Genomic DNA, 21,955 nt, shown 5'->3' on the forward strand with positions numbered 1-21,955 from the left:
ACCGGTTCCGCTGTCCCCGTTCGTCCTGTTCACTGGGGAGCGGACGCGGATCAGCGGGTCGCGTGGCCCCGGTCGGCCGCCGTCCTGGTGGTGCCCCGGCCTCCTGACGCCTGCTCACCGGATGGCCTGATCGCGATCGCCGTCAGCAGCCCGGCCAGCACCCGGCGTTCCTCGGAGGACAGGGAGGAGCACAGCGCGCTCTCGTGGTCGGCGACCATCCGGTCGACGTCGTCCATGCGCGCCGCTCCCGCCACCGTGAGGTGCAGTTCGTGGAGCCGGCGGTCCTCGGGGTTCCGCCGGCGCTCGACCAAGCCCTTGGCTTCCAGGTCGTCGACGTGACCGACGACCCGGCTGGGCAGGATTCCGAGCAGGTCCGCCAGCGCCTGCTGGCTCAGCCCCGGTGCGGCGTCCACGGCTCGCAGGATCTTGACCTGGGGCGCGGACAGGCCCAGCGCGGCCGCCCTCTCGGCGAACAAGCCGGCCGCGTAGGCGCCCACCTGGACCAGGAGCGCACCCGCGCCGGTCGGGTCCGGCACACCACCCTGCGCGTCCGCGTCCTCTCCCACAGTGGCCACGCTGCGACTCTAGCAGCGCGCCGGGGATGTCCGCGCTCGCCTTTTCCGAGGTCAACGAGTACCACTCCCCTTGCGAGGACGAGACCGTCGTCGGCTCGGCCACCCCGAAGCGCCCGGCCCCTGCCCTCGGGGACTCCCGGCGCCGCGCGGTCGGCTCGTTCACCCGCCGTCCGTCGCGGAGCGGGTCGTCGGTACTACGATCCGCCCGTGGGTGGGGACGCGGTGCGAGGGGTCGACGGGCGGGACCAGGAGTTGGCCCGGGCCTTCGGCACCCACCGGGCCCACCTCGTCGGTGTCGCCTACCGCCTCACCGGCAGCCGCGCCGACGCCGAGGACGCCGTGCAGGACGCCTGGCTCCGGTTGTCCCGGCTGGGGGATGCGGAACTCGCGGAGGTGCGGGACCTGCGCGGCTGGCTGACCACCACCGTCGGTCGGCTCTGCGTCGACCGGTTGCGGTCCGCCCAGCGGCGCCGGGAGCGTTACGTGGGCCAGTGGCTGCCGGAGCCCCTGGTCACCACCCTCGAGGGCGGGGAGGACGATCCGTTGGCCTCCGTGGTGCGAGCGGACGGCGTGCGGATGGCGGCGATGGTCGTCCTCGACGAGCTGACGCCGGAGCAGCGGGTGGCGGTGGTGTTGCACGACGCCTTCGGGGTGCCCTTCGACGAGGTGGCGGCGACGCTGGGCTGCGCTCCCGCCACGGCCAGGCAGCACGCGGTCCGTGGTCGACGGACGATGGCCGCCGCCGACCCGCCTCCCCGCGCGGCCCTCGTCGAACAGCGGGAGGTGCTGGACCGCTTCCTCGTGGCGCTCCGCTCCGGGGACGTCGTCGCCGTCACCTCCCTCCTCCACCCGGACGTCAGGTTCATCAGCGACGGTGGCGGTCGGGCCAGGACGGCGCTCCGGGTGGTCGTCGGCGCGGAGAAGGTGGCGCGACTGTTCCTCGGCCTGCTGCGCCGGCACGGCACGCTGCCGGTGACGGCCGGCAGGGCGGTGTTGGTCAACGGCGACCTCGGAATGATGCTCGCCGCCGGCTCGGGCTGGGGCGGTCGCGACGAACCGGGGGGCAGGGTGACGTCCTTCGCCATCCGGGACGGGTTGGTGCTGGGGGTGTACGAGGTGGTCAACCCCGAGAAGCTGGTGGCCCTGCCGCGCTGACGAGGTAACCGGCCGGTGCCGGCTTCGACTCAGCCAGGCCCTGCCCACCCGATCCGCTGGGCGGCCCGAGGCGGGGTGGGGGCGTGGCCGTCAGAGGCCGTACCGGTGCTTCACGTTCCGCCAGAAGTCGCGGAGCATCCACCCGTCGAACTCGGTGATGTGCGGCGAACTGCCCGCCCGCATGATGAACTCGCTGACGCCGGTCGGCGTCCAGTCGTAGAAGTCGTCCAGGCCGAAGGTGTGGCCGATCTCGTGCAACAGGATCGTGACGTTCTCCGCGTCGAGCGAGTCGACGAAGTACTCGCTGCCCATGCGCTGTCCCCAGTCACCGCCCGCGCCACCGCTCATCCCCTCGGTCAGCCACAGCGACTGGTCGTAGTGCCGCGCCGTTCCTCCGGGGCACCGGGAGTAGTCGCCGTCCTGGTTGAAGAACCGGCCGCACTCCTCGGCGCACTGCGGAGCGCCCTCGCGGATGTCGTTGACGTAGATGTCGACCGAGTCGTCATCCCATCGCAGGGTGTCCCTGTCCCGGACGGCCCACCCCACCACCGTGACGGGCACCTCGGTGTAGGGCCAGGCGTTGTGCCCCTGGCCGTTGTCGAGCATCACGTCCGTCCATTTCCGGTACTGCCGACGCAGGGTCTCGTGAATGCGGTCCCGGAGCTCCTCGGACACCGGCCGCGAGGAGTCCCAGCGCACGCAGAAGTTCAGGTATCCGCCGTTGGCCATGACCTGGTCCCAGCCGTAGTTGCGGAAGCCGTGCAGGTCCGGGTAGGTGGCCTCGACGTGGTCCCACACCTCCTGGAGGGGCTGGCGCAGGTGGGCCGGCGGGTTCCAGTCATCGGCGACCTCGACGACGGCGGTCGGCGCCGCGGCCTCCGAGTTCCCGGGCTCCGCGCCGGCGGTTCCGCTGGTCGTGGGGATCGCGGCCAGGAAGACCGCCGCCAGTGCGGCCAGCACGAGTCCGGGTCGACCTCTCATGGTTCCCCCCACGGGTGCGTTCGGCGGCGCTCGGGGTGGACCGGAGGAGCTGGGCCGGCTCCCCTCCCGGCAGGCGAAGCGCCCATGCCCGCCACCCGTGCCCTCCGACACTAGGAGCGGTCCGGGACGGCCACAATCCGCCGCCGGAGCCAGGCCGGCCGGCCGGGTGCCGCAGCCGGGCGGCATCCTGTCGAGCATTCCGGCGGCCGGGCGGCCGGGCAATGGCACTCCCGAACGGTTCCACGGGAGGCCGAACCGTTCGTCCGGCGATTGTTCCGCTTTTTTCCATTCCCGCGATGGCGGCGGTGAATGGGAGGGGTTTCGACCGGGCGGGCGCGCCAACCGCGGCTCACCACCCGGTCAACCCGCTGCGCGCCACCTCTCCTCCCGCCACCCGCGCGAGGTGAGCAATTCACCCACTGGATCGCCGGGGAGTCACCCGTTCCCCGAACGGGTGAACGCGGACACGGAGCGGAACCAGGAATCATGGCGCGCCGCACGGCGACGACGGGAGCTCGACAGGAGGAACACCCTCGGGGAGCTGCGCGGACCCGGCACTCTCGCGGACCTCGGCGCCACCCGCCCTGGCGCCGGGGCCGCGGCTCCTCCAGGTCGACCACCCGGGCAGGCGATGGTCCCGCGCACGCGGAGCGACGAGCCCGTCCCAGACAGATGCGTCGCGGTGCACCAAGTCGGACACGAACCGATAACTCCGGTCGGTCAAATCCGTTACAGCCTGGCCACAGGCAGACAAACCTTTTTGCCGTCTTGTTGACCTGCCGCGCCCCGCCCATACATTTGTACCCGGTGCTCACAGGCGTATAACAAGGAGAACAGCGTGGACCTCGCGAACTCGGCAATTCCGTCGGCGCAGCAGAACACGGCCACTGGACGGGGTGTGAAGCCCGCCCGTCGGCGCACCGCCGCCGTCGCGGCCCTCACGACCACCCTGGCCGGGGCGGCCACCTTCCTCGCGGCCCCCGCCGCGCACGCCGCGCTGACGACCCACTGCGTGGGCACCGCCGGCGCCGTGACAGTGCCCAACAACCTGGTCGTCCCCGCTGGTGAGTCGTGCGACCTGACCGGCACCGTCATCAACGGCGACGTCACCGTCTTCGAGGGTTCCGACCTGCTGCTCCAGGACGTGACCATCAACGGCTCGGTCACGGTGCGGGAGAACGGCTTCCTCGACGCCGCCGGTTCGTCGGTGTCGGGTTCGGTGACCCTCGCCAACGCCTTCGGCACCTACGCCTACGACAGCGAGCTGAGCGGTGCCACCGCCACCGACTCGGGCTTCTTCTACAGCTTCGACTCGGACATCACCGGTGACGTCGCGACCCAGAACAGCGAGGTGCTGGTCGAGTCCAGCTGGGTCGAGGGCAGCCTGAGCTCCGAGGGCAGCCTGCTCACCGACGTCTACGACTCGGTCGTGACCGGCGACTTCCGCGTCAGCGGGGCCGAGCAGGGCAGCGTCCTCTGCTCCACCGAGGTCGACGGCGACGCCGCCTTCGTCGGCAACAGCCAGATCCTCCAGGTCGGCGCCGCCCAGCCCTACGGCGGCTGCGGCACCAACGTGTTCGGTGGTGGGCTGTCCTTCGAGGGCAACAGCGCCGACGGGTACGTGAGCAACAACATCGTCCGCGGCGACCTCAGCTGCACCGACAACGACCCCGCCCCGCGCGGCACGGACAACCGTGTCCGCGGTGAGTCGCTGGGTCAGTGCACCGAGCTGGCTCCGGTGCAGGCTTCCGCCCGCACCATGACGCTGGCCACGCAGTCCCGCGACGCCGACATCACCGAGCGCATCGAGACCCGCTCGGCCGAGGGCGCCCAGGCGGCCCAGGAGGCCGGCCCGGCCAACATCGGTAGCTGACGCCCGGCGTCACCTCCACGACCAGGGGCGGTCGGAGCACACGGTGCTCCGACCGCCCCTGACGTCTGTCCAACCGTCACCGAGTGACACCGACCACGATCTGGCGACCTCGTGCGAGGGGCCCGATTCATCCTGTTGGTACGTTCGTGCCACCGAACTGACCACAACGTGGCGGCTGATCCGCCGCTCGGGTGCGGACCCAGGCGGGGTCGTCGCCACCACCACGGAACGGATCACCCCATGGACGTCGTGCGGCTCCTCTTCGTTCTGGCCCATCTCGTGGGTCTGGCCCTGCTGCTGGGAGGCTTCCTCGTGCAGTGGCGCGCCGGGGACCACAAGCCCGGAGAGGTGATGTGGTGGGGCGGTCTCGTCCAGCTCGTCACCGGAGCGGCCCTCGTCGGGCTCCGTGAGGCGCAGGACCTCCCGGTCGACCACATGAAGATCGGGATCAAACTGCTCGTCGCCCTCGCCGTGGTCGTCCTGATCCTGCTGGCGCGCCGACGGACCACCCCCTCGACGGGAATGTTCCTGGCAACCGGAGCGCTGACCTTCGTGAACGCCGCGATCGCGGTGCTCTGGGTCTGATTCGGACGGTCCCGGCAGCACCGGCGGGCCACCTGATCGGCCGGCACGCCGACCGATCACTTGGCAAGCCAGGGCGGCGGGTGCAGGCTGGGACCTCCCAGCGGATCAGGCGAACCGGCGGCGCTGGGGCGGCGCCGGAAGAAGGTGGTGTCATGCCGTTGCCGGTGAGCTCTTCCGCACTCCGTCGGGCCCTGCGTCGTGCCCGGGACGGGGTCACCCTCAACGTGGACGAGGCACGGGTGCTGCTCTCGGCCCGGGGCGAGGCGTTGACGGACCTGATGGCCAGCGCGGCCCGCGTCCGGGACGCCGGGCTGGCCGCGGCCGGCAGGCCGGGAGTGGTCACCTACTCGCGGAAGGTCTTCATCCCGCTGACCAGGCTGTGCCGCGACCGGTGCCACTACTGCACCTTCGCGACCGTGCCCGGCAGGGTCGCGGCTCCGTACCTGGAACGGGACGAGGTGGTCGCCCTCGCCAGGGACGGCGCGCGGCTGGGGTGCAAGGAAGCGCTGTTCACGTTGGGCGACCGCCCGGAGGAGCGGTGGCCCGCGGCCCGGGAGTGGCTCGCCGAACGCGGGTGGTCGTCCACCGTGGACTACCTCCGCGCCTGCGCCATCGCGGTGCTGGAGGAGACCGGCCTGCTGCCGCACCTCAACCCGGGCGTGTTGACCTGGGAGGAGTTCCAGCGGTTGAAGCCGGTGGCCCCCTCGATGGGCATGATGCTCGAGACCACCGCCACCAGGCTGTGGTCCGAACCGGGCGGCCCCCACTACGGCTCCCCGGACAAGGAACCGGCGGTGCGCCTGCGCGCCCTGGAGGACGCCGGGCGGAGCGGGGTCCCGTTCACGACCGGGATCCTCATCGGCATCGGGGAGAACGACCAGGAACGGGCGGAGTCGCTCTTCGAGCTGCGGCGGATCTCGCGGGCCTACGGCGGGATCCAGGAGGTCATCGTCCAGAACTTCCGCGCCAAGCCGGACACCGCGATGCGCGGGGTGCCCGACGCGGAGGTCGAGGACCTGGCGGCCACCATCGCCGTCGCCCGACTCGTGCTGGGCACCTCCGCCCGCATCCAGGCCCCGCCGAACCTGGTGGACGAGCAGTACGCCCTCCTGCTCCGCGCCGGGATCGACGACTGGGGTGGCATCTCCCCGTTGACCCCGGACCACGTCAACCCGGAGCGGGCCTGGCCGGAGATCGACGAGCTGGCCCAGCGCTGCGCGGAGTCGGGTTTCGTCCTGCGGGAACGGCTGACCGCCTACCCGCCCTACCTCCGCGAGCCCTGGCTGGACCCGCGTCTCCGGGCCCATGTCGACGCGCTCGCCGACGAGGACGGCCTGGCGAGGGAGGGCGCGATCCCGCGGGGGGCGCCCTGGCAGGAGCCCGAGCTGGGCCTGGCCGAGTCCGGCCGGACCGACCTGCACGACACCATCGACACCGCCGGCCGCAGCCGGGACCGGCGCGACGACTTCGACAGCGTCTACGGCGACTGGGACGAGTTGCGGGCCAGGCTCGACCGGTCGGCGGCCGGGGCGCCCCCTCGGCTGGACGGGGACGTGCGTGCCGCGCTGCGGGTCGCCGAGGACGACCCCGCCGCGATGAGCGACGCCCAGGCGCTGGCGATGCTCACCTCGACGGGAGCGGAACTCGAGGAGGTGTGCCGGCTCGCCGACGACGTGCGACGGGACGCCGTAGGTGACGAGGTCACCTACGTGGTGAACCGGAACATCAACTTCACCAACGTCTGCTACACGGGCTGCCGGTTCTGCGCCTTCGCGCAGCGGCGCGGCGACGCGGACAGCTACACCCTGTCCCTGGAGCAGGTCGCCGACCGGGCCGAGGAGGCCTGGCGGTTGGGCGCCACCGAGGTGTGCATGCAGGGAGGCATCCACCCCGACCTCCCCGGGACGGCCTACTTCGACATCGCCTCGGCGGTGCGGAACCGCGCACCCGGGCTGCACGTGCACGCCTTCAGCCCGATGGAGGTCGTCAACGGCGCCAGTCGCACCGGCATGTCCATCGAGGAGTGGCTCGTCGAGGCGAAGCGGTCCGGTGTGGACTCGATACCCGGCACGGCCGCGGAGATCCTCGACGACGACGTGCGCTGGGTCCTCACCAAGGGCAAACTCCCGGCCGCCACCTGGATCGAGGTGATCACCACGGCGCACCGGGTTGGTCTCCGTTCGTCGGCGACCATGATGTACGGCCACGTGGACACCCCGGAGCACTGGGTCGCCCATCTGCGGACCCTGGCCGCCATCCAGGACGACACCGGCGGGTTCACCGAGTTCGTCCCCCTGCCCTTCGTGCACACCAACGCGCCGATCTACCTGGCGGGCCTCGCCCGGCCGGGCCCGACGGCCGAGCAGAACAGGGCCGTGCACGCCGTCGCCAGGCTGGTGCTGCACGGCCGGATCGACAACGTGCAGTGCTCCTGGGTGAAACTCGGCGACGACGGGGTCCGCCAGCTGTTGCGGGGTGGCGCGAACGATCTCGGGGGCACGTTGATGGAGGAGACGATCAGCCGCATGGCGGGATCGCGGCACGGCTCCCGCAAGAGCATCACCGAACTCCGAGAGCTGGCGACCGGGATCGGCAGACCCGTGCGGCAACGGACGACCGACTACGGACAGGTGGCCGAGGAGGCCCACGAGGTGGCGACGATCGCGTTGCCGCTGCTGGGCACCGACTCGCGCGGGTCGGGGTGAGCCGGGTCCCCGGGGTGGAGCGGGAGAATTCCCGGAATTCCGGGGACGCCCGAATCCGTTATCGGCGAAGCCCCCCGCGCTCGGTGCGTTCGAGGAGCACGGCGGCCTGAGATCGGAACGACGTCCTCACCGCCGGGTGGCCGGGGCACCCCCGGCCACCCGGCCCCCGGCACCGACACCGACACCGACACCGACACCGCCCCTGACCAGGGCTGATCATGGTCCTCCTCGCGGTGCTCGGCCGCGTCTCGCCCCTCGGGAACCCCCGGATCGAGCGACGGCGAGCCGGGCGTGGCCGCACGGCGCCGACGGCGCGAGCCGTTCTCCACGATCGTGAGAAGTGGAACCTCCCGGACGAAGCCCACGTCATACGATCGGCGCATTCAGCGCACCGCACCATGCCCTGTTTCACGGACGGGAGGACCGATGCGATTCCGCGTGCTCGGCCCACTGCGCGTCCGCCGTGACGATTCCTGGGTCCCGGTCGGCGCTCCGAAGTGGCGGTCGCTGCTGGCCGTGCTGCTGATCAACCGCGACCTGCCGGTCTCGACGTCCCGCCTCGTGGACGAGCTGTGGGGCGAGACACCACCCACCCGGGCGAACGACCTGGTGCGCAACTACGTGATGCGGCTTCGCCGGTTCCTCGGTGCGGACGGCGGAACCCTGCTGGTGCGCGAACCGGCCGGATACCGCCTGCGCTGCCCTCCCGAGGACGTGGACTCGGAGGTCTTCCGCCACCAGGTGGCCGAGGGGGTGGCCGAGTTGGAGGCCGGGGACCCCGCGCTCGCCACCGCCCTGCTGAGGGACGCACTGGACCTGTGGTCCGGTGAGCCGCTGGCGGACGTCGTCCCGTCCCCGTCGGTGACCGCGGCCCGCCGGGCGCTCGGCGAGCGCCGCGACCTCGCCCTCGACCACCGGATCGAGGCCGACCTGGCGACCGGGGAGCACGTGACGCTGACGGTGGAACTGCGGCGCCTGCTCAGCGAGAACCCCTGGCGGGAACGGCGCTGGGGCCAGCTCATGCGGGTGCTGCACGCGTCGGGCCGGCGCACGGAGGCGTTGGAGGCCTACCGGGAGTTCTACGGGATGCTGCGGGACCAGCAGGGCGTCTCACCGAGCCGCGACCTGGTCGAGCTGCACCAGGCCATCCTGACCGCCGGCCACCAGCACGCTCCCACCGAACCCGCGCCCCCCGCCAGGGGCGTCGGCAGCGCCCGGCGCCCCACCGACGAGGTCGACGCCTTCCCGGTGTCCGAGCCCGTGTACCAACTTCCCGCGGACATCGCCGACTTCACCGGGCGGGCGGAGCAACTCCGCACCCTTCGGTCGGTGTTGGCGGAGTCCGCTCCTGGCACCGCGGTGCCCGTCGCGGCGATCTGCGGGCCACCCGGCGTGGGCAAGACGGCGTTGGCCCTGCACACGGCGCACCAGCTCCGCTCGTGGTTCCCGGACGGACAGCTCTACATCCGGCTCGGGGGTGGCTCCGGCCACCCCAAGGAGCCCATCGAGCTGCTGGGCGAGATCCTCCGCGCCCTCGGGGTACCGCCGGGACTGCTGCCGGCCTCCCTGGAGGAACGGGCGTCGCTGTACCGGTCCCGGCTGGCCGATCGCCGGGTGCTGCTCGTACTCGACGACGCCGGGGAGAGACCGGAGTCGTTGGAACCGCTGATCCCGGGTACGGCGGGCTGCTCCGTGCTGATCACGTGCCGGTTCCGCCTGACCGGGCTCGCGGGGATGCGGTACGTGCAGCTCGGCCCGCTGTCGAACCAGGAGTCCTACGAACTGCTGGGGCTGACCATCGGCCGGCACCGGGCCGCGCGGGAGAGCGGGGCCGCGCACGAGATCGTCGCCCGGTACGAGGGCCTTCCCCTGGCGATCAGGGTGGTGGCCGGCAAGCTCGCCTCCACCCCGCACCTCCCGCTGGCGGCGTTCCTGCGGGGTCTGCGCGCGGAACGCACCCGGCTGGACAGCGCGGAGGACGGCGGAACCGGGGTGAGGGCCGCCATCTCCGCGACCTACGACGCGTTGACCCCGGTGGCCGCCCGGTCGCTGGACACCCTGGGCGTGCTGCACACCGAGACGGTGTCCGACTGGATGTTCCGCCTGCTCGCCCCCTGGCAGGCGGACCGGGCGCTGGACGAGCTGGTCTCCCGGTACCTCCTGGACATCGACGCCCCCGGGTACGACGGGTGGCCCGTGTACAGGTTCCACTCCCTGTTGCGGGACTACGCCAGGGAACGGCTCTTCGAACGGGACGTGGACGAACGTCGCGACGTACTGCGCCGCTTGGTGGCCGGGGTGCGGCAGGTGGCCGAGCGCGCGGCGGACCGGGCGGGCGTGTACCCGACCCTGCCGCGTCCGAGGGCGGTGACGGCGCGACCGGTCCCGGAGGAGACCGTGCGGACGATCGTCGAGGCCCCGTGGGAGTGGTTGCTCGGCGAGAAGCGCACCCTGTCCGGCGTCGTCGCCGACCTGGTGGGGCACGGGCTGCTCGAGGAGGCCGTGGGACTCCTCGACTCGGTGCGGCCCTACTTCGAATCCCTCGGTCGACAACGTGAGCTGACCGCGCTGTGGCGGCTGGTCGCCGACGCCCTGCCCGGGGACGATCCCCTGCTGCCCAGGGCGCGGCTCGCGGTGGCGGCGGCCATCGGCGAGTTCGGGGACTTCTCGGAGGCCCGCCGACTCCTGGAGGACGTTCTCCGCCGCCACGCCGGCAGCCTGGAACCGACGGAGATGTTGCAGGTCAGGCTCTCACTGGGCTACTGCCACGCCGGGCTCCGCGACCAGCTCGGCGCGCTGCGGGAGTTCCGGGCCTTCACGGCCCTGGCGGAACGGGTCGATGGGGTCGCCCCGACGCTGGTGGTGGAGGGCCTCTGCTGCGAGGCGGGCGCGCTCACGGCCGCCGGCCGGACGGCGGAGGCCGACGAGCTCTTCGACATCGTCGAGTCGCGGTTGGTCGCCGTCGACGACCCCCGGTGCGAACTGCGCTACCTGCACGGGCGAACACAGCACGACCTGCGGCTGGGGGAGGTGGCGAGAGCACTCCGCCGGGCCGAGCGGGGTGTCGAGTTGGCCCGGTCGTTGCACACGATGCTGGCCGAGATCACCTTCCTCGGCTTCGCGGGGGAGGCCAGAAGCCGGCTGGGCGACCACGACCAGGCCCTGTCACTGCTCGGGGCGGCCCACCGCCGGTGCGTCGACATCGGACACCAGTCGTTCCAGGCGATGGCCCTCACCCGGCTCGCGGAGGCCCACGAACGCGCCGGTGCCTACTCCTCGGCCGAGGAGACCGCGACCCGGGCCGTCACGCTCTGGCGTCAGCTGCGGGCCGATCGGCGGGAACGGACCGCCACCGAGATCCTCGCCCGGGTGCGTCAGCGGTGCGATCCGCGCCGCGAGCGCCCCAGCGCGGCCTGCTGAGGGGCGGCGCGTCCGCCGCGCCGAGGCGCACCGGGCATCGATCGGCCGGCCAGCCCCGGACAGCTGACATTAGGTGATCTGGCGGATGTCGCCACGGAGGGTAGCCGCTAGGTTCGAGGTCGGCGGGCGCGCGCCTCCCAACGTCCCCGCCCGGGACGCGAGCGTCGGGCTCACCCGGGCGCGACCCGGCACCCCACCCCGGTCCGGGGTCGGCGGTGCCCGTGCCCGCTCGCGAGGTGCGCGGTCCCCCGGTTCCGGACGTCACGCCACCACCACTCAACGCATCCTCAACGCCGACTCAACGGCGGTCCGGTTCGCTGGGGTGCGCAGGGGCGAACTCGACAGGTTGGAACGGCATGGACATCACCCAGATGAACGCACGCGGAAGCGCCACGGGCTGACGGGGGGCGGCGAGACCGCCCCCGACCAACTCCGTCAGCCACGGACCACTCGCAACGGGAGGCTTCCCATGCTCAGCATCGACATCATCACCGGCAGCAGGGACAGGCTGCAGAACGACACCCAGCTCCAGTTCATGATCGCGCTCGGCCTCGGCCGCTTCAACATCTCGATCCACGCGGTGCACGAGACGCTGCGGGAATCCCTGCGCCACTCGGCGAACTCGGAGGTCGCGGCCTGGTTGCTCTACTCCGACGCGTTGGACGGCGACGACCTCGTCGACCTGAGGGCGCGCACCGCGGTCGAGGGCCAGCCCGCGCCCGTGGTCATGGTCTACCCCAAGGGCGCGACGGACTTCGACGCCGTGCTCCGGTCCCAGCTCGCCGGCGTGGTGACCACGGCGGACACTCCCTGGGTGCTCACCGCCGCGCTGCACTCGGCCGCGCAGCACAAGCTGTTCCTGTCCCCCGAGGTGCTCGCGACCCAGGCCTCCAGCCTGGTCAACGTGCTCCGGAGCGGGCCGGCGCCGGCTGACCTGCTGACCGAACGCGAGCAGCACGTGTTGGCGCTGCTCGCCGAGGGGCTGCCCAACTCGAAGATCGCGGTGGAGCTGTTCATCAGCAGGGCCACCGTCGGGTCGCACGTGCTCAGCATCCTGCGGAAGCTGGGGGTGTCGAACCGGACCGAGGCGGCGGCCATCGCCCACCGCACCGGTATCGCGCACCGGACGGCCTGCCGGCCCGTGGAGGCGATGGGTAGGCGCACGGTGCCGGTGTGAGCGAGGAGGGCACGCGGGGCGGGGGCCGGGCCAACCGAGCCGGGCCCCGTGCCAGGTCGTCAGCCGGACGGGGCGCCCGGGTCCTCAGCGGCGCGCCCCGGGGCGCTCGGCCGCACCCCCAGGGCAGCGCGGGGCGTCCTGGAGGGGGTCGTAGGACAGCCGGTACCCCCGTTTGATGACCGTCTGGATCACATCGGCCCGTCCCAGCGCGGCCCGCAGCCTGGTCATCGCCGTCTCCACCGCGTGTTCGTCGATGTCCTGGCTGCCGCCGGGGGCGGTTCGGAGCGCGTCGACCAGTTCGCCCCGGGGGACCACCCGGCCCGGCCGCCGCGCGAGGACCCGCAGCAGGCACATGGCGCTCGGAGGCACCGGCCGCAGCGCACCGCCCAGGACGACGGCCCGCCCGCGCAGCCAGAGCTCGGTCCCGGCCACGGGCAGCCGGGGGGAGCGGGCGGCGAGCCCGTCGGCGAGTTCACGGACCAGCGCTCCCAGCCGGTACCGCTCGGGCATCACGGCGGGCACGTCGTGGTCCTCCAGCGGGGCGCGGGTCACGGGCCCGACGCAGGCCACGAGCACCCGGCCCCGCAGCGCGGCCAGCAGGTCCCGCTGCCTCCCCATCTCGGCGGCGGTGCTGAGCGTGCTCGCGGCCGCCGGGGCGCTGGTGAAGGTCAGCGCGTCCACCTCCCCCGCGCAGGCCAACGTGACGAGTCGCCGCAACGGCTCCACGTCGACGGGCCGCGTCCACCGGTAGACGGGGATCTCGATGACCTCCGCACCGGCGCCGCGGAGGGCGTCGACGAAGTGCGGCAACGGTTGCCCGTGCAGTTGCACGGCGATCCTGGCGCCCGCCACTCCCTCGGCGAGCAGCCGGGCGAGCACCTCGCCGGAGGACTCCGACGCCGGCGACCAGGCGTCGGGCAGACCGGCGGCGCGGACGGCCCCCCGCGCCTTGGGGCCACGGGCGAGGAGCCGCGCGCCCCGCAACCGGTCGATCAGCCGGTCGCCGAGGCCCCACCCGTCGGCCGCCTCGACCCAGCCCCGGAAGCCGATACCGGTGGTGGCGACCACCGCGTCGAGTCGGCCCGACAGGCATCGTCGGGTCGCCGCCACCAGGTCCGCGTCGTCGGCGAGGGGGACGATCCTGATGGCCGGGGCGTGCACCACCTGGGCTCCCCGCCGTTCCAGGAGCGCACCCAGTTCCTCCGCACGCCGGGCCGCGGTCACCCCGACGGTGTAGCCGGCGAGTGGCGGTGGAGGGTCGCGCGGTGGGGTCACGGAAGTCCGATCTCGACGACGTCGCCCTGTCGTCGAACAGCGTAGGTGGGCAGGGCCAACTCCGGGTGGGTGACATCGAGGCAACGCCCGGACCGGAGGGAGAAGACCTGCTTGTGCATGGGGGACGCCACCACCGGTTCCCCCGCTCGGTCCCCGACGATCCCCCGGCTCATCACGCTGGCGCTGCTGACCGGATCGACGTTGCCCAGGGCGTACAGTTCCCCGTCCTCCGTGCGGAACAGGGCGATGAGATGGCCGTCCACCAGCACGGGAGCACCCAGTTCTGGTCGCAGCGCCTCCCACCGGCACACCTCGCGCCACCTCATGCGCGCACCGCCTCGGGACGGATCACCGGCAGGGGCAGCGGCACGGGCCCGTCCGTGGCGCCCGGGCGGATCTGCCCGCGTTCCGTGGTGAACCGGATCGTCGGATCGGGCACGTCTGGGGAGTTCACGAAGGACACGAACCGCGCCACCTTCTCGGGATCGGCCAGCACCCCCGCCCACTCGTCGGCGTACTCGCCCACGTGACGTTCCATCGCCGCCTCCAGTTCCTCCGCGATCCCCAACGAGTCGTCCACCACCACGGCGCGCAGGTGCTCCAACCCGCCCTCCATCGCCCCGATCCACGCCGCCGTGCGTTGCAGGCGGTCCGCGGTCCGGATGTAGAACATGAGGAATCGGTCCACGAGGGCGATGAGCGCTCGGTCGTCCAGGTCGGCGGCCAGCAGTTCCGCGTGCCGGGGGGTGAAGCCGCCGTTGCCCCCGACGTAGAGGTTCCACCCCTTCTCGGTGGCGATCACGCCGAAGTCCTTCGACCTGGCCTCCGCGCACTCCCGGGCGCAACCGGACACCCCGGCCTTGATCTTGTGGGGGGCCCGCAGGCCCCGGTAGCGCAGTTCCAGCCGGATGGCCATCGCCACCGAGTCCCCCACCCCGTAGCGGCACCAGTCGGTACCGACGCAGGACTTCACGGTGCGCAGCGCCTTCCCGTAGGCGTGGCCCGACTCGAACCCGGCGTCCACCAGCCGCCGCCAGATCAACGGGAGCTGCTCGACCCTGGCCCCGAAGAGGTCGATCCGCTGGCCGCCGGTGATCTTGGTGTAGAGGCCGAAGTCCCTGGCCACCTCGCCGATCGTGATCAGCTTCTCCGGGGTGATCTCCCCGCCGGGGATCCTCGGCACCACCGAGTAGGTGCCGTTGCGCTGGATGTTGGCCAGGAAGCGGTCGTTGGTGTCCTGGAGGCCCGCCTGGTCCTCGGAGAGCACGTGGCCACCCGCGAGACCGGCGAGGATGGAGGCGACCACCGGCTTGCAGACGTCGCAGCCCCTGCCAGCCCCGTGGGTGCGGACCAGCTCCGAGAACGTGGTGATGCCGGTGGCCCGCACGATCTCGTACAGCTCGGCCCTGGTGTGCCGGAAGTGCTCGCACAGCGCCCGGTCCGGTTCCACCCCGCACCCGGCCAACAGGCCGCCGAGCATCGGCACGCAGGACCCGCACCCCGTGCCCGCGAGGGTGCACCGCTTCACCCCGGCGACGTCGGTCAACCCGTGCTCGGTGATGGCGGCGGTGACGTCTCCCTTGCTGACGTTGTGGCAGGAGCAGACGGTGGCGTCGTCGGGAACCGCGTCGGCGCTCAGCCCGCCGCCCCCGACCGGCGCCAGCACCTCCTCCGGGCTGGCGGGCAGCGGTCGCCCGAGCAGGGCCCGCAACGTGGGGTAGGCGCCGGCGTCTCCGACGAGCACCCCACCGAGCAGGGTTCTGGCGTCGTCACTGAGCACCAGCTTGGTGTAGGTGCCGCTGGCGGCGTTCGCGTGCACGACGTCCAGGGCGCCCGGGGTGGTCGAGTGCGCGTCGCCGAAGCTGGCGACGTCCACGCCGAGCAGTTTCAGCTTGGTGGCGGGTTCGGCCCCGCCGAAGGTGGCCGAACCCCCGAGCAGCCGGTCCACCACCGTCTCGGCCATCGCGTAACCGGGTGCCACGAGGCCGTAGGTGCGCCCCGCGACGGCGGCGCACTCACCGACCGCCCACACCCGTGGGTCCTCGGTCCGGCAGGTCTCGTCGACGAGGACACCACCGCGCTCCCCGACCGGCAGGCCCGCCGCCCTGGCCAGCTCGTCACGCGCCCGGATGCCGGCGGAGAACACGACGAGATCGGCCGGGACCTCGGTTCCGTCGGTCAGGCGCACCGCCCGGGTCCTGCCGTCCTGGCCCGCCTCGACGGCGCCCGTCCCACTACCGGTGTGGACGACCAGGCCGAGCCGCTCGACCAGCCGCCCCAGGGTGTGACCGCCTCCCTCGTCGACCTGCAACGGCATCAGCCAGTCCGCCATCTCCACGACCTGGGTCCGCAGCCCGAGCAGTCGAAGCGCGTTGGCGGCCTCCAACCCGAGCAGGCCGCCGCCCACGACGACCCCGTCCCTCGCCTCCCCGCTCGCGGCCCTGATCCGATCGAGGTCGTCGACGGTGCGGTAGGCGAAGCACCCCGGCAGGTCGTGCCCGGGGACCGGGGGCACGAAGGGGCGGGAACCGGTGGCCAGCACGAGGGCGTCGTAGCGCACCGGCGTGCCGGCGGAGGTCCACACGGTGCGGGTGGCCCGGTCGATCGACTCGGCGACGACCCCCAACCTGAGATCGACGGCCGTGTCCCCCGCGAGTTCCCCGTCGTCGAGGCGCAGGTCGGCGAGGCCCCGCCCGTCGAGGTAGGACGACAGGCCGACGCGGTCGTAGGCGGGATGGCGCTCCTCACCGAGGACGATCACCCGCCAGCGACGTTCGTGGTCGCGGGCGCGGAACGCGGTCACGAACCGGTGACCGACCATGCCGTGGCCGACGACAACCAGGGTGCGGGTCATGCGACACCTTCCTCGTCCAGGTCGGGGCGTGCGGTGGAAGCGGGAGGGGCGGCACCCGCGCGGACCAGGTCCCCGGCGCCTGACGCCGGGGACGGGCGGCGCGCGGCGGGAGCGGCTGCGAGCGGGACCTGGCACGACGGGACGTCCTGGTCGCGGGACTCGGGTTGGCCGGGCGCCCGGGCCGTCCCACCGGGTTCCGGCTCCGCCGCGGCCCCGCCGTTCTCCCCCTCGGCCGCCCCCGCCGGCGCGGCGGCCGGCGCGGCACGCTCCAGCCACCGGCACAGGCCGGTGAGGGTGGCGGCGCAACCACCGCAGCCCGTGCCCGCGCGGGTCACCCTGCTCAGGGCCGGGACATCCCTGGCACCCACCCGCCAGGCGGTGACCAGCGCCCGTTTCGAGACGGCGTTGCACCGGCACACCACGGCGGTGTCGGGCAGCTCGGCGAGTTCCTGGCCCTGGACGCCGCCGGTGGTCTCACCGAGCAACAGGTGGAACGGGTCGTCCGGCAGTGGATCACCCCGGTCGTAGAGCTGCCCGAGGGTGGCCGCCGCGCGCGGGAACCCGATCAGGATCGCCCCGGTGACCCGGTCGTCACGAACCGCCAGCCGGGCGTAGCGGCCCCGCCGCTGATCGGCCATCGTGACCAGGTCGGCGGGCTCCGACGCCCTGCTGTCACCCAGCGCGGTGAGGTCGATGTCCCGCGCCTTGAGCCTCGTCACCGCGCTGGAACCCCGGTAGGCGGCGACGGGCGCCGGGCGGGTGAGCAGGGAGGCCAGGACGTCGGCCTGGTCGAAGCCGGGGGCCAGCAACCCGTACTGCACGCCGTCGTGTTCGGCGCAGTCACCGACGGCCCGGATGTGGGGGTCACTGGTGGTCAGGGTGTCGTCGACGACGACACCGCGACGCACCACCAGCCCCGCCCCGGTGGCCAGCTCGGTCCTCGGGCTGGCGCCGACGGCGACGACGACGAGTTCGGAGTGGATCTCCCGGCCGTCGTCGAGGACGAGGTGCCCGTCGCGGTAGCCCACCGGCTGGTGGCCGAGGTGGACGGTGATGCCCAGGGCACGGGTCGAGGCCAGCAGGACGGCGCCCGCCACGTCGTCGAGCTGGCGTTCCATCAGGGAGCGGGACCGGTGGACCAGGTCGACCCTCGCTCCCCGGGCGGCCAACGCCCGAGCGGTCTCCAGCCCCAGCGTCCCGCCGCCGAGGACGGTCACGGGCAGCCCGGTGCGAAGGCGGCGTTCCAGGTACTCGACGTCGTCCAGGGTGCGCAGGGCGACCACCGCCGCCCCCGGCTGGTCGGAGGGACCGGTCAGCCCCGGGGCCTCGGGCCAGACCGGTCGCGCCCCGGTGGCCAGCACGAGCACGTCGTAGTGGTGGATCGCGCCGGAGGAGGAACGCACACGGCGGCGGTCCCGGTCCACGTCCGTGACCCGCTCCCCCACCCGCACGACGACCGCCGGCCCCGGCGGCGGCAACCGGGTGTCGTCCCCGCGCAGGGTCCCCGCGACCACCGAGGGCAGCAGCACCCGGTTGTAGGCGGGACACCGTTCCGCTCCGAGCACCGTGATCCGGTGGTGCTCACCGCCTCGGGCCGTCCGGTCGGCGAGCCGGTGACCGACCGGCCCGTTCCCGACGATGACGATCCTGCTCATCGGACCTCCTCCGCTCCGGTCGAGCCGCCGGGGCCACCCGGTCCGGGCGAGGTGGTTCCGCCCGCTCGTTCGAGCCGGACGGCGCACACCTTGAACTCGGGCATCCGGCTCACCGGGTCGAGCTCGGGGTTGGTGATCAGGTTGGCCCGTCCCTCCTCGGGGAAGTGGAAGGGCAGGAACACGGTGTCGGCCCGCAGGTGGGGAACGAGGCGCACGGTGGCGGTGACGCGACCGCGCCGGGTGACGACGTGGGCCACGTCCCCGGCGGCGAGCCCGGCGCGGCCGGCGGTGTCGGGGTGGACCTCGACGTAGGGGACGGGTTCCACCGACGCGAGCTCCGGGACGCGGCGGGTCTGCGCCCCCGACTGGTAGTGGGCGAGCACGCGCCCGGTCGTGCCGTACAGCGGGTAGCCATCGTCGGGCGGCTCCGCTCCCGGGCGATGGGCGACCGGCCGGAACCGGGCCCGACCGTCCGGGTGGGCGAAGCGGTCCAGGAACAACCTCGGGGTGCCGGGGTGCGGCGCGCCCGAGGTGCGGGGGCACGGCCAGTGCAACGCCTCACCCCGGTCGAGCCGGTCGTAGTCGATCCCCGAGTAGTCGGCGCGGCCGCCGGCGGAGGCCGCGGCCAGTTCGGCGAAGACGACCTCCGGTCGGGTGGGGAACCGCCCGGCGGGCTGGCCGAGCCGGGTGGCCAAGGCGCTGAGCACCTCCAGGTCCGTGCGGACCCCGGGGGGCGGTGGCACCGCGGCCCGGCGTCGCAGCACCCTCCCCTCCAGGTTGGTCATCGTGCCGTCCTCCTCCGCCCACTGGGTGGTGGGCAGGACGACATCGGCGATCCGGGTCGTCTCCGAGGGGACGAAGTCGGCCACCACCAGCAGGTCGAGGGCGGCGAGGCGTTCGGTGACGTGCCCGGCTCGCGGGGCGGACACAACCGGGTTCGTGCCGAAGACCAGCAGTGCCCTCGGCCCGTCGGGCCCGCCGAGGGCGTCCAGCAGTTCGTAGGCGCTGCGGCCGGGCCCGGGCAGGTCCTCGGGGCGCACCCCCCACACCCCGGCGACGTGGTTCCGAGCCGAGGGGTCCTCGATCGAGCGGTACCCGGGTAGTTGGTCCGCCTTCTGCCCGTGCTCCCGGCCGCCCTGCCCGTTGCCCTGTCCGGTGAGGCAGCCGTAGCCGCTGCCCCGCCGGCCGGGCAGGCCCAACGCCAACGCGAGGTTGATGACAGCGCTGACGGTGTCGGTCCCGGTGCTGTGCTGCTCGGCGCCCCGCCCGGTGAGCACGTAGCGGCGGGACGCCGCGGCCAGCAGCCGCACCGCCGCCCGCTGGTCGGCCACCGGCACGCCCGTGACCTGTTCGGTCCGCTCGGGCCACCAGGCGACCGCGTGCCGCCATGCCTCGTCGAAGCCGGTGGTGCGGTCCCGGACGTAGCTCCGGTCGACGTGCCCGTCGACGACGGCGACGTGCAGCAGGCCCAGGGCCAGCGCCAGGTCGGTCCCGGGCCGCGTCCGCAGGTGCAGCGCCGCCCGTTCGGCGGTGGGAGTCCGTCTCGGGTCCACCACGACGAGGTCAGCGGCGGCGATCCTGGCCATCAGCGGCGGCATCGTCTCGGCGGGGTTGGCCCCGACGAGCAGGACCACCTCCGCCGCCTCCAGGTCGGTGACCGGGAACGGCAGTCCCCGGTCGACGCCGAAGGCCGCGTTCCCGGCGGCCGCCGCCGAGGACATGCAGAACCGACCGTTGTAGTCGATCTGGCTGGTGCCCAACGCGACCCGGGCGAACTTCCCCAGCAGGTAGGCCTTCTCGTTCGTCAGCCCGCCCCCTCCCAGCACCGCGATCGAGTCCGCTCCGGCGCGGTCGACGGCGGCCCGGATCCCGGCGACGACGCGGTCGAGAGCGGTCGGCCAGTCGGTGGCCCGCGACGGACCGCCTCGGTGGTCCCGCACCAGCGGACCCAGCAGCCGGTCGCCGGCGGAGAGCAGCCGCGGCGCTGTCCACCCCTTCTGGCACAGCCGACCGCGGTTCACGGGGAAGTCGGTGGGGCGCACCCCGATCGTGGGGCGTCCCCCGCCTCCCCCGCCCTCCTCGACGAGTTCCGTCCCGCACTGGAGTGCGCAGTAGGGGCAGTGGGTGGCGGTGGCCGCGACCACGGGCGGCGGGACCGACGCGGGTGGTGTGGAGGTCACGCTCCACCCCCCACCGCCGCCGGGGCTCCCCGCTCGGGGGCGAGGGCGCCGTTCCTGGTCCGGGGAGCCCTCAGGTACACCACCCAGGTGACCAGCACGCACAGTCCGTAGAAGGCGAGGAAGGACAGGAACGCGCCGGTCCCGGTGCCCGCCTCCCCGCCGTAGGCCGCGCGGAACGCCAGGTTGATCAGCACGCCCCCCAGCGCGCCCACGGCACCAGCGATGCCGATCACCGCACCGGTGATCCGGCGCACCCACCTCGCCTCCGTCCCGGGCGCCGCCCCGGGTGCCCGGCTGGTCGCCCGCGCCCGGAACACCACCGGGATCATCTTGTAGGTGGAACCGTTCCCCACGCCGGTCAGCACGAACAACACCGTGAATGCCCCGATGAACAGCCGGAACGACCCCTGGGACGAGGCCAGGACCAGCAGCCCGGTGCCGGCCGCCATCGCCAGGAAGGTCCAGAACGTGACCAGGGCGGCGTCGAACCGGTCCGACAACCAGCCACCGACCGGGCGGCTCAGCGAACCGAGAAGAGGTCCGACGAAGGTCAGGGAGGCGGCCTCCACCGCGCTGAACCCGAACTGGGTCTGGAGGACGAGACCGAAGGCGAAGCCGTAGCCGATGAAGGACCCGAAGGTTCCCACGTACAGCAGGGAGATCAGCCACGTGTGGGGTTCGCGGACCGCCTCCCGCTGGGCGTCGCGGTCGGCGCGGAGCCCGGGCAGGTTGTCCATCCGCAGCGCGCAGGCCAGGGTGACCAGCACGATCACGGGCAGGTACACGGCGGCGACGTAGGCGGGGCTGGTCGACCCGGCCACCGAGATGACGGCGAGGCCGACCAGCTGCACGGCGGCGACCCCCAGGTTCCCGCCACCCGCGTTCAGCCCGAGCGCCCACCCCTTGTGCCGTTCGGGGTAGAAGGCGTTGATGTTGGTCATCGAGGACGCGAAGTTCCCGCCGCCGACACCCGCCACCGCCGCCACGACGAGGAAGACCCAGAACGGGGTCTCCGGCCGCTGCACGAGGATCGCGGCCAGCAGCGTCGGGACGAGCAGGACCGCCGTGGCGGCGACCGTCCAGTTCCGGCCGCCGAAGCGGCACACCCACCCGCTGTAGGGCAACCGGAGCAGGGCACCGACCAGCGTCGGCGTGCAGACCAGCAGGAACTTCTCGCCCGAGGTGAAGTGGAAGCCGATCTCCGGCGTCATGAAGAGCACCATCACCGACCAGACGCTCCACACCGAGAACCCGACGTGCTCGGAGAGCACCGAGAAGAGCAGGTTGCGCCTGGCGACGTCCCGGCCCGTCCGCTCCCAGAACTCGTGGTCCTCCGGGTCCCAGCGCTCCAGGCGTCGGTCACCGGACGGGTGGGCAGTGGCGTCCGTCGTCACCGGCACGGCGGTCTCCTCTCGCGGCTGGCGGGAGCCACGCTAGGCAGCGCCTGTTACCGGCCGGGGTCGCCGCGTTACGCCGAGCGGAAAAGGTCCTCACAGGGGGCGGGCGGCGGCGGTGAGGCT

14 protein-coding genes are annotated in these 21,955 nt (G+C 73.1%); 6 read left to right on the top strand and 8 right to left on the bottom strand.

Going from position 1 to position 21,955, the window contains the following annotated elements; translation table 11 throughout:
* Nucleotides 1-50 precede the first annotated feature (50 nt).
* Nucleotides 51-575 (bottom strand): MarR family winged helix-turn-helix transcriptional regulator, encoded by a 525-nt coding sequence (locus ACOJVX_RS19945; RefSeq protein ID WP_245533403.1) that lies wholly within the window; start codon nt 573-575, stop codon nt 51-53.
* 207 nt (nt 576-782) lie between these two features.
* Between ACOJVX_RS19945 and sigJ the strand changes: the two genes are divergently transcribed.
* Nucleotides 783-1,730, top strand: a complete 948-nt coding sequence (sigJ, locus tag ACOJVX_RS19950) for an RNA polymerase sigma factor SigJ (protein WP_016696899.1) — start codon at nt 783-785, stop codon at nt 1,728-1,730.
* 90 nt (nt 1,731-1,820) lie between these two features.
* Here sigJ and ACOJVX_RS19955 read toward each other — a convergent pair whose 3' ends face one another.
* Entirely contained in the window at nt 1,821-2,711 is an 891-nt protein-coding gene (locus ACOJVX_RS19955) for a hypothetical protein (protein ID WP_026418562.1), read from the bottom strand.
* A gap of 838 nt (nt 2,712-3,549) precedes the next feature.
* Here ACOJVX_RS19955 and ACOJVX_RS19960 point away from each other — a divergent pair.
* The 5 genes from ACOJVX_RS19960 to ACOJVX_RS19980 all read left to right on the top strand — a co-directional run bounded on the left by ACOJVX_RS19960 (nt 3,550) and on the right by ACOJVX_RS19980 (nt 12,471).
* The gene (locus ACOJVX_RS19960; protein ID WP_422647008.1) at nt 3,550-4,584 is read left to right on the top strand and encodes a hypothetical protein; all 1,035 of its coding nucleotides are present in this window, start codon (nt 3,550-3,552) and stop codon (nt 4,582-4,584) included.
* 240 nt (nt 4,585-4,824) lie between these two features.
* Nucleotides 4,825-5,169 (top strand): hypothetical protein, encoded by a 345-nt coding sequence (locus ACOJVX_RS19965; protein ID WP_016696902.1) that lies wholly within the window; start codon nt 4,825-4,827, stop codon nt 5,167-5,169.
* Nucleotides 5,170-5,321: 152 nt separating this feature from the next.
* On the top strand, nt 5,322-7,874 hold the full coding sequence (locus ACOJVX_RS19970) for a bifunctional FO biosynthesis protein CofGH (RefSeq protein ID WP_422647009.1): 2,553 nt from the start codon (nt 5,322-5,324) through the stop codon (nt 7,872-7,874).
* Between the two features lie 426 nt (nt 7,875-8,300).
* Entirely contained in the window at nt 8,301-11,294 is a 2,994-nt protein-coding gene (locus ACOJVX_RS19975) for an AfsR/SARP family transcriptional regulator (protein ID WP_026418563.1), read from the top strand.
* Nucleotides 11,295-11,763: 469 nt separating this feature from the next.
* Nucleotides 11,764-12,471: a helix-turn-helix transcriptional regulator gene (locus tag ACOJVX_RS19980; RefSeq protein ID WP_051313876.1), complete on the top strand. Its 708-nt coding sequence runs from the start codon at nt 11,764-11,766 to the stop codon at nt 12,469-12,471.
* Nucleotides 12,472-12,555: 84 nt separating this feature from the next.
* Here ACOJVX_RS19980 and ACOJVX_RS19985 read toward each other — a convergent pair whose 3' ends face one another.
* From ACOJVX_RS19985 to ACOJVX_RS20010, 6 genes are read right to left on the bottom strand one after another with little or no spacing between them, the layout of a single operon-like run.
* Entirely contained in the window at nt 12,556-13,695 is a 1,140-nt protein-coding gene (locus ACOJVX_RS19985) for a uroporphyrinogen-III synthase (protein ID WP_245588767.1), read from the bottom strand.
* Nucleotides 13,696-13,742: 47 nt separating this feature from the next.
* Entirely contained in the window at nt 13,743-14,072 is a 330-nt protein-coding gene (gene nirD, locus ACOJVX_RS19990) for a nitrite reductase small subunit NirD (RefSeq protein WP_026418564.1), read from the bottom strand.
* Entirely contained in the window at nt 14,069-16,600 is a 2,532-nt protein-coding gene (gene nirB, locus ACOJVX_RS19995; RefSeq protein ID WP_026418565.1) for a nitrite reductase large subunit NirB, read from the bottom strand. Before nirB ends, nirD begins: the two co-directional genes overlap by 4 nt.
* A complete protein-coding gene (locus tag ACOJVX_RS20000; RefSeq protein WP_422647010.1) occupies nt 16,597-18,255 on the bottom strand; it encodes an FAD-dependent oxidoreductase in 1,659 nt (552 codons plus the stop codon). Before ACOJVX_RS20000 ends, nirB begins: the two co-directional genes overlap by 4 nt.
* Nucleotides 18,252-20,435 carry a molybdopterin oxidoreductase family protein gene (locus ACOJVX_RS20005; protein WP_418152810.1) on the bottom strand — a complete coding sequence of 728 codons (2,184 nt, stop codon included), beginning with the start codon at nt 20,433-20,435 and terminating at the stop codon, nt 18,252-18,254. The genes ACOJVX_RS20000 and ACOJVX_RS20005 overlap by 4 nt, the downstream gene beginning before the upstream one ends.
* Nucleotides 20,432-21,835 carry an MFS transporter gene (locus tag ACOJVX_RS20010; protein ID WP_418152811.1) on the bottom strand — a complete coding sequence of 468 codons (1,404 nt, stop codon included), beginning with the start codon at nt 21,833-21,835 and terminating at the stop codon, nt 20,432-20,434. The genes ACOJVX_RS20005 and ACOJVX_RS20010 overlap by 4 nt, the downstream gene beginning before the upstream one ends.
* Between the last annotated feature and the right edge of the window lie 120 nt (nt 21,836-21,955).

Source organism: Actinoalloteichus caeruleus, assembly GCF_049311605.1.
Taxonomy (GTDB): Bacteria; Actinomycetota; Actinomycetes; order Mycobacteriales; family Pseudonocardiaceae; genus Actinoalloteichus_B; species Actinoalloteichus_B caeruleus.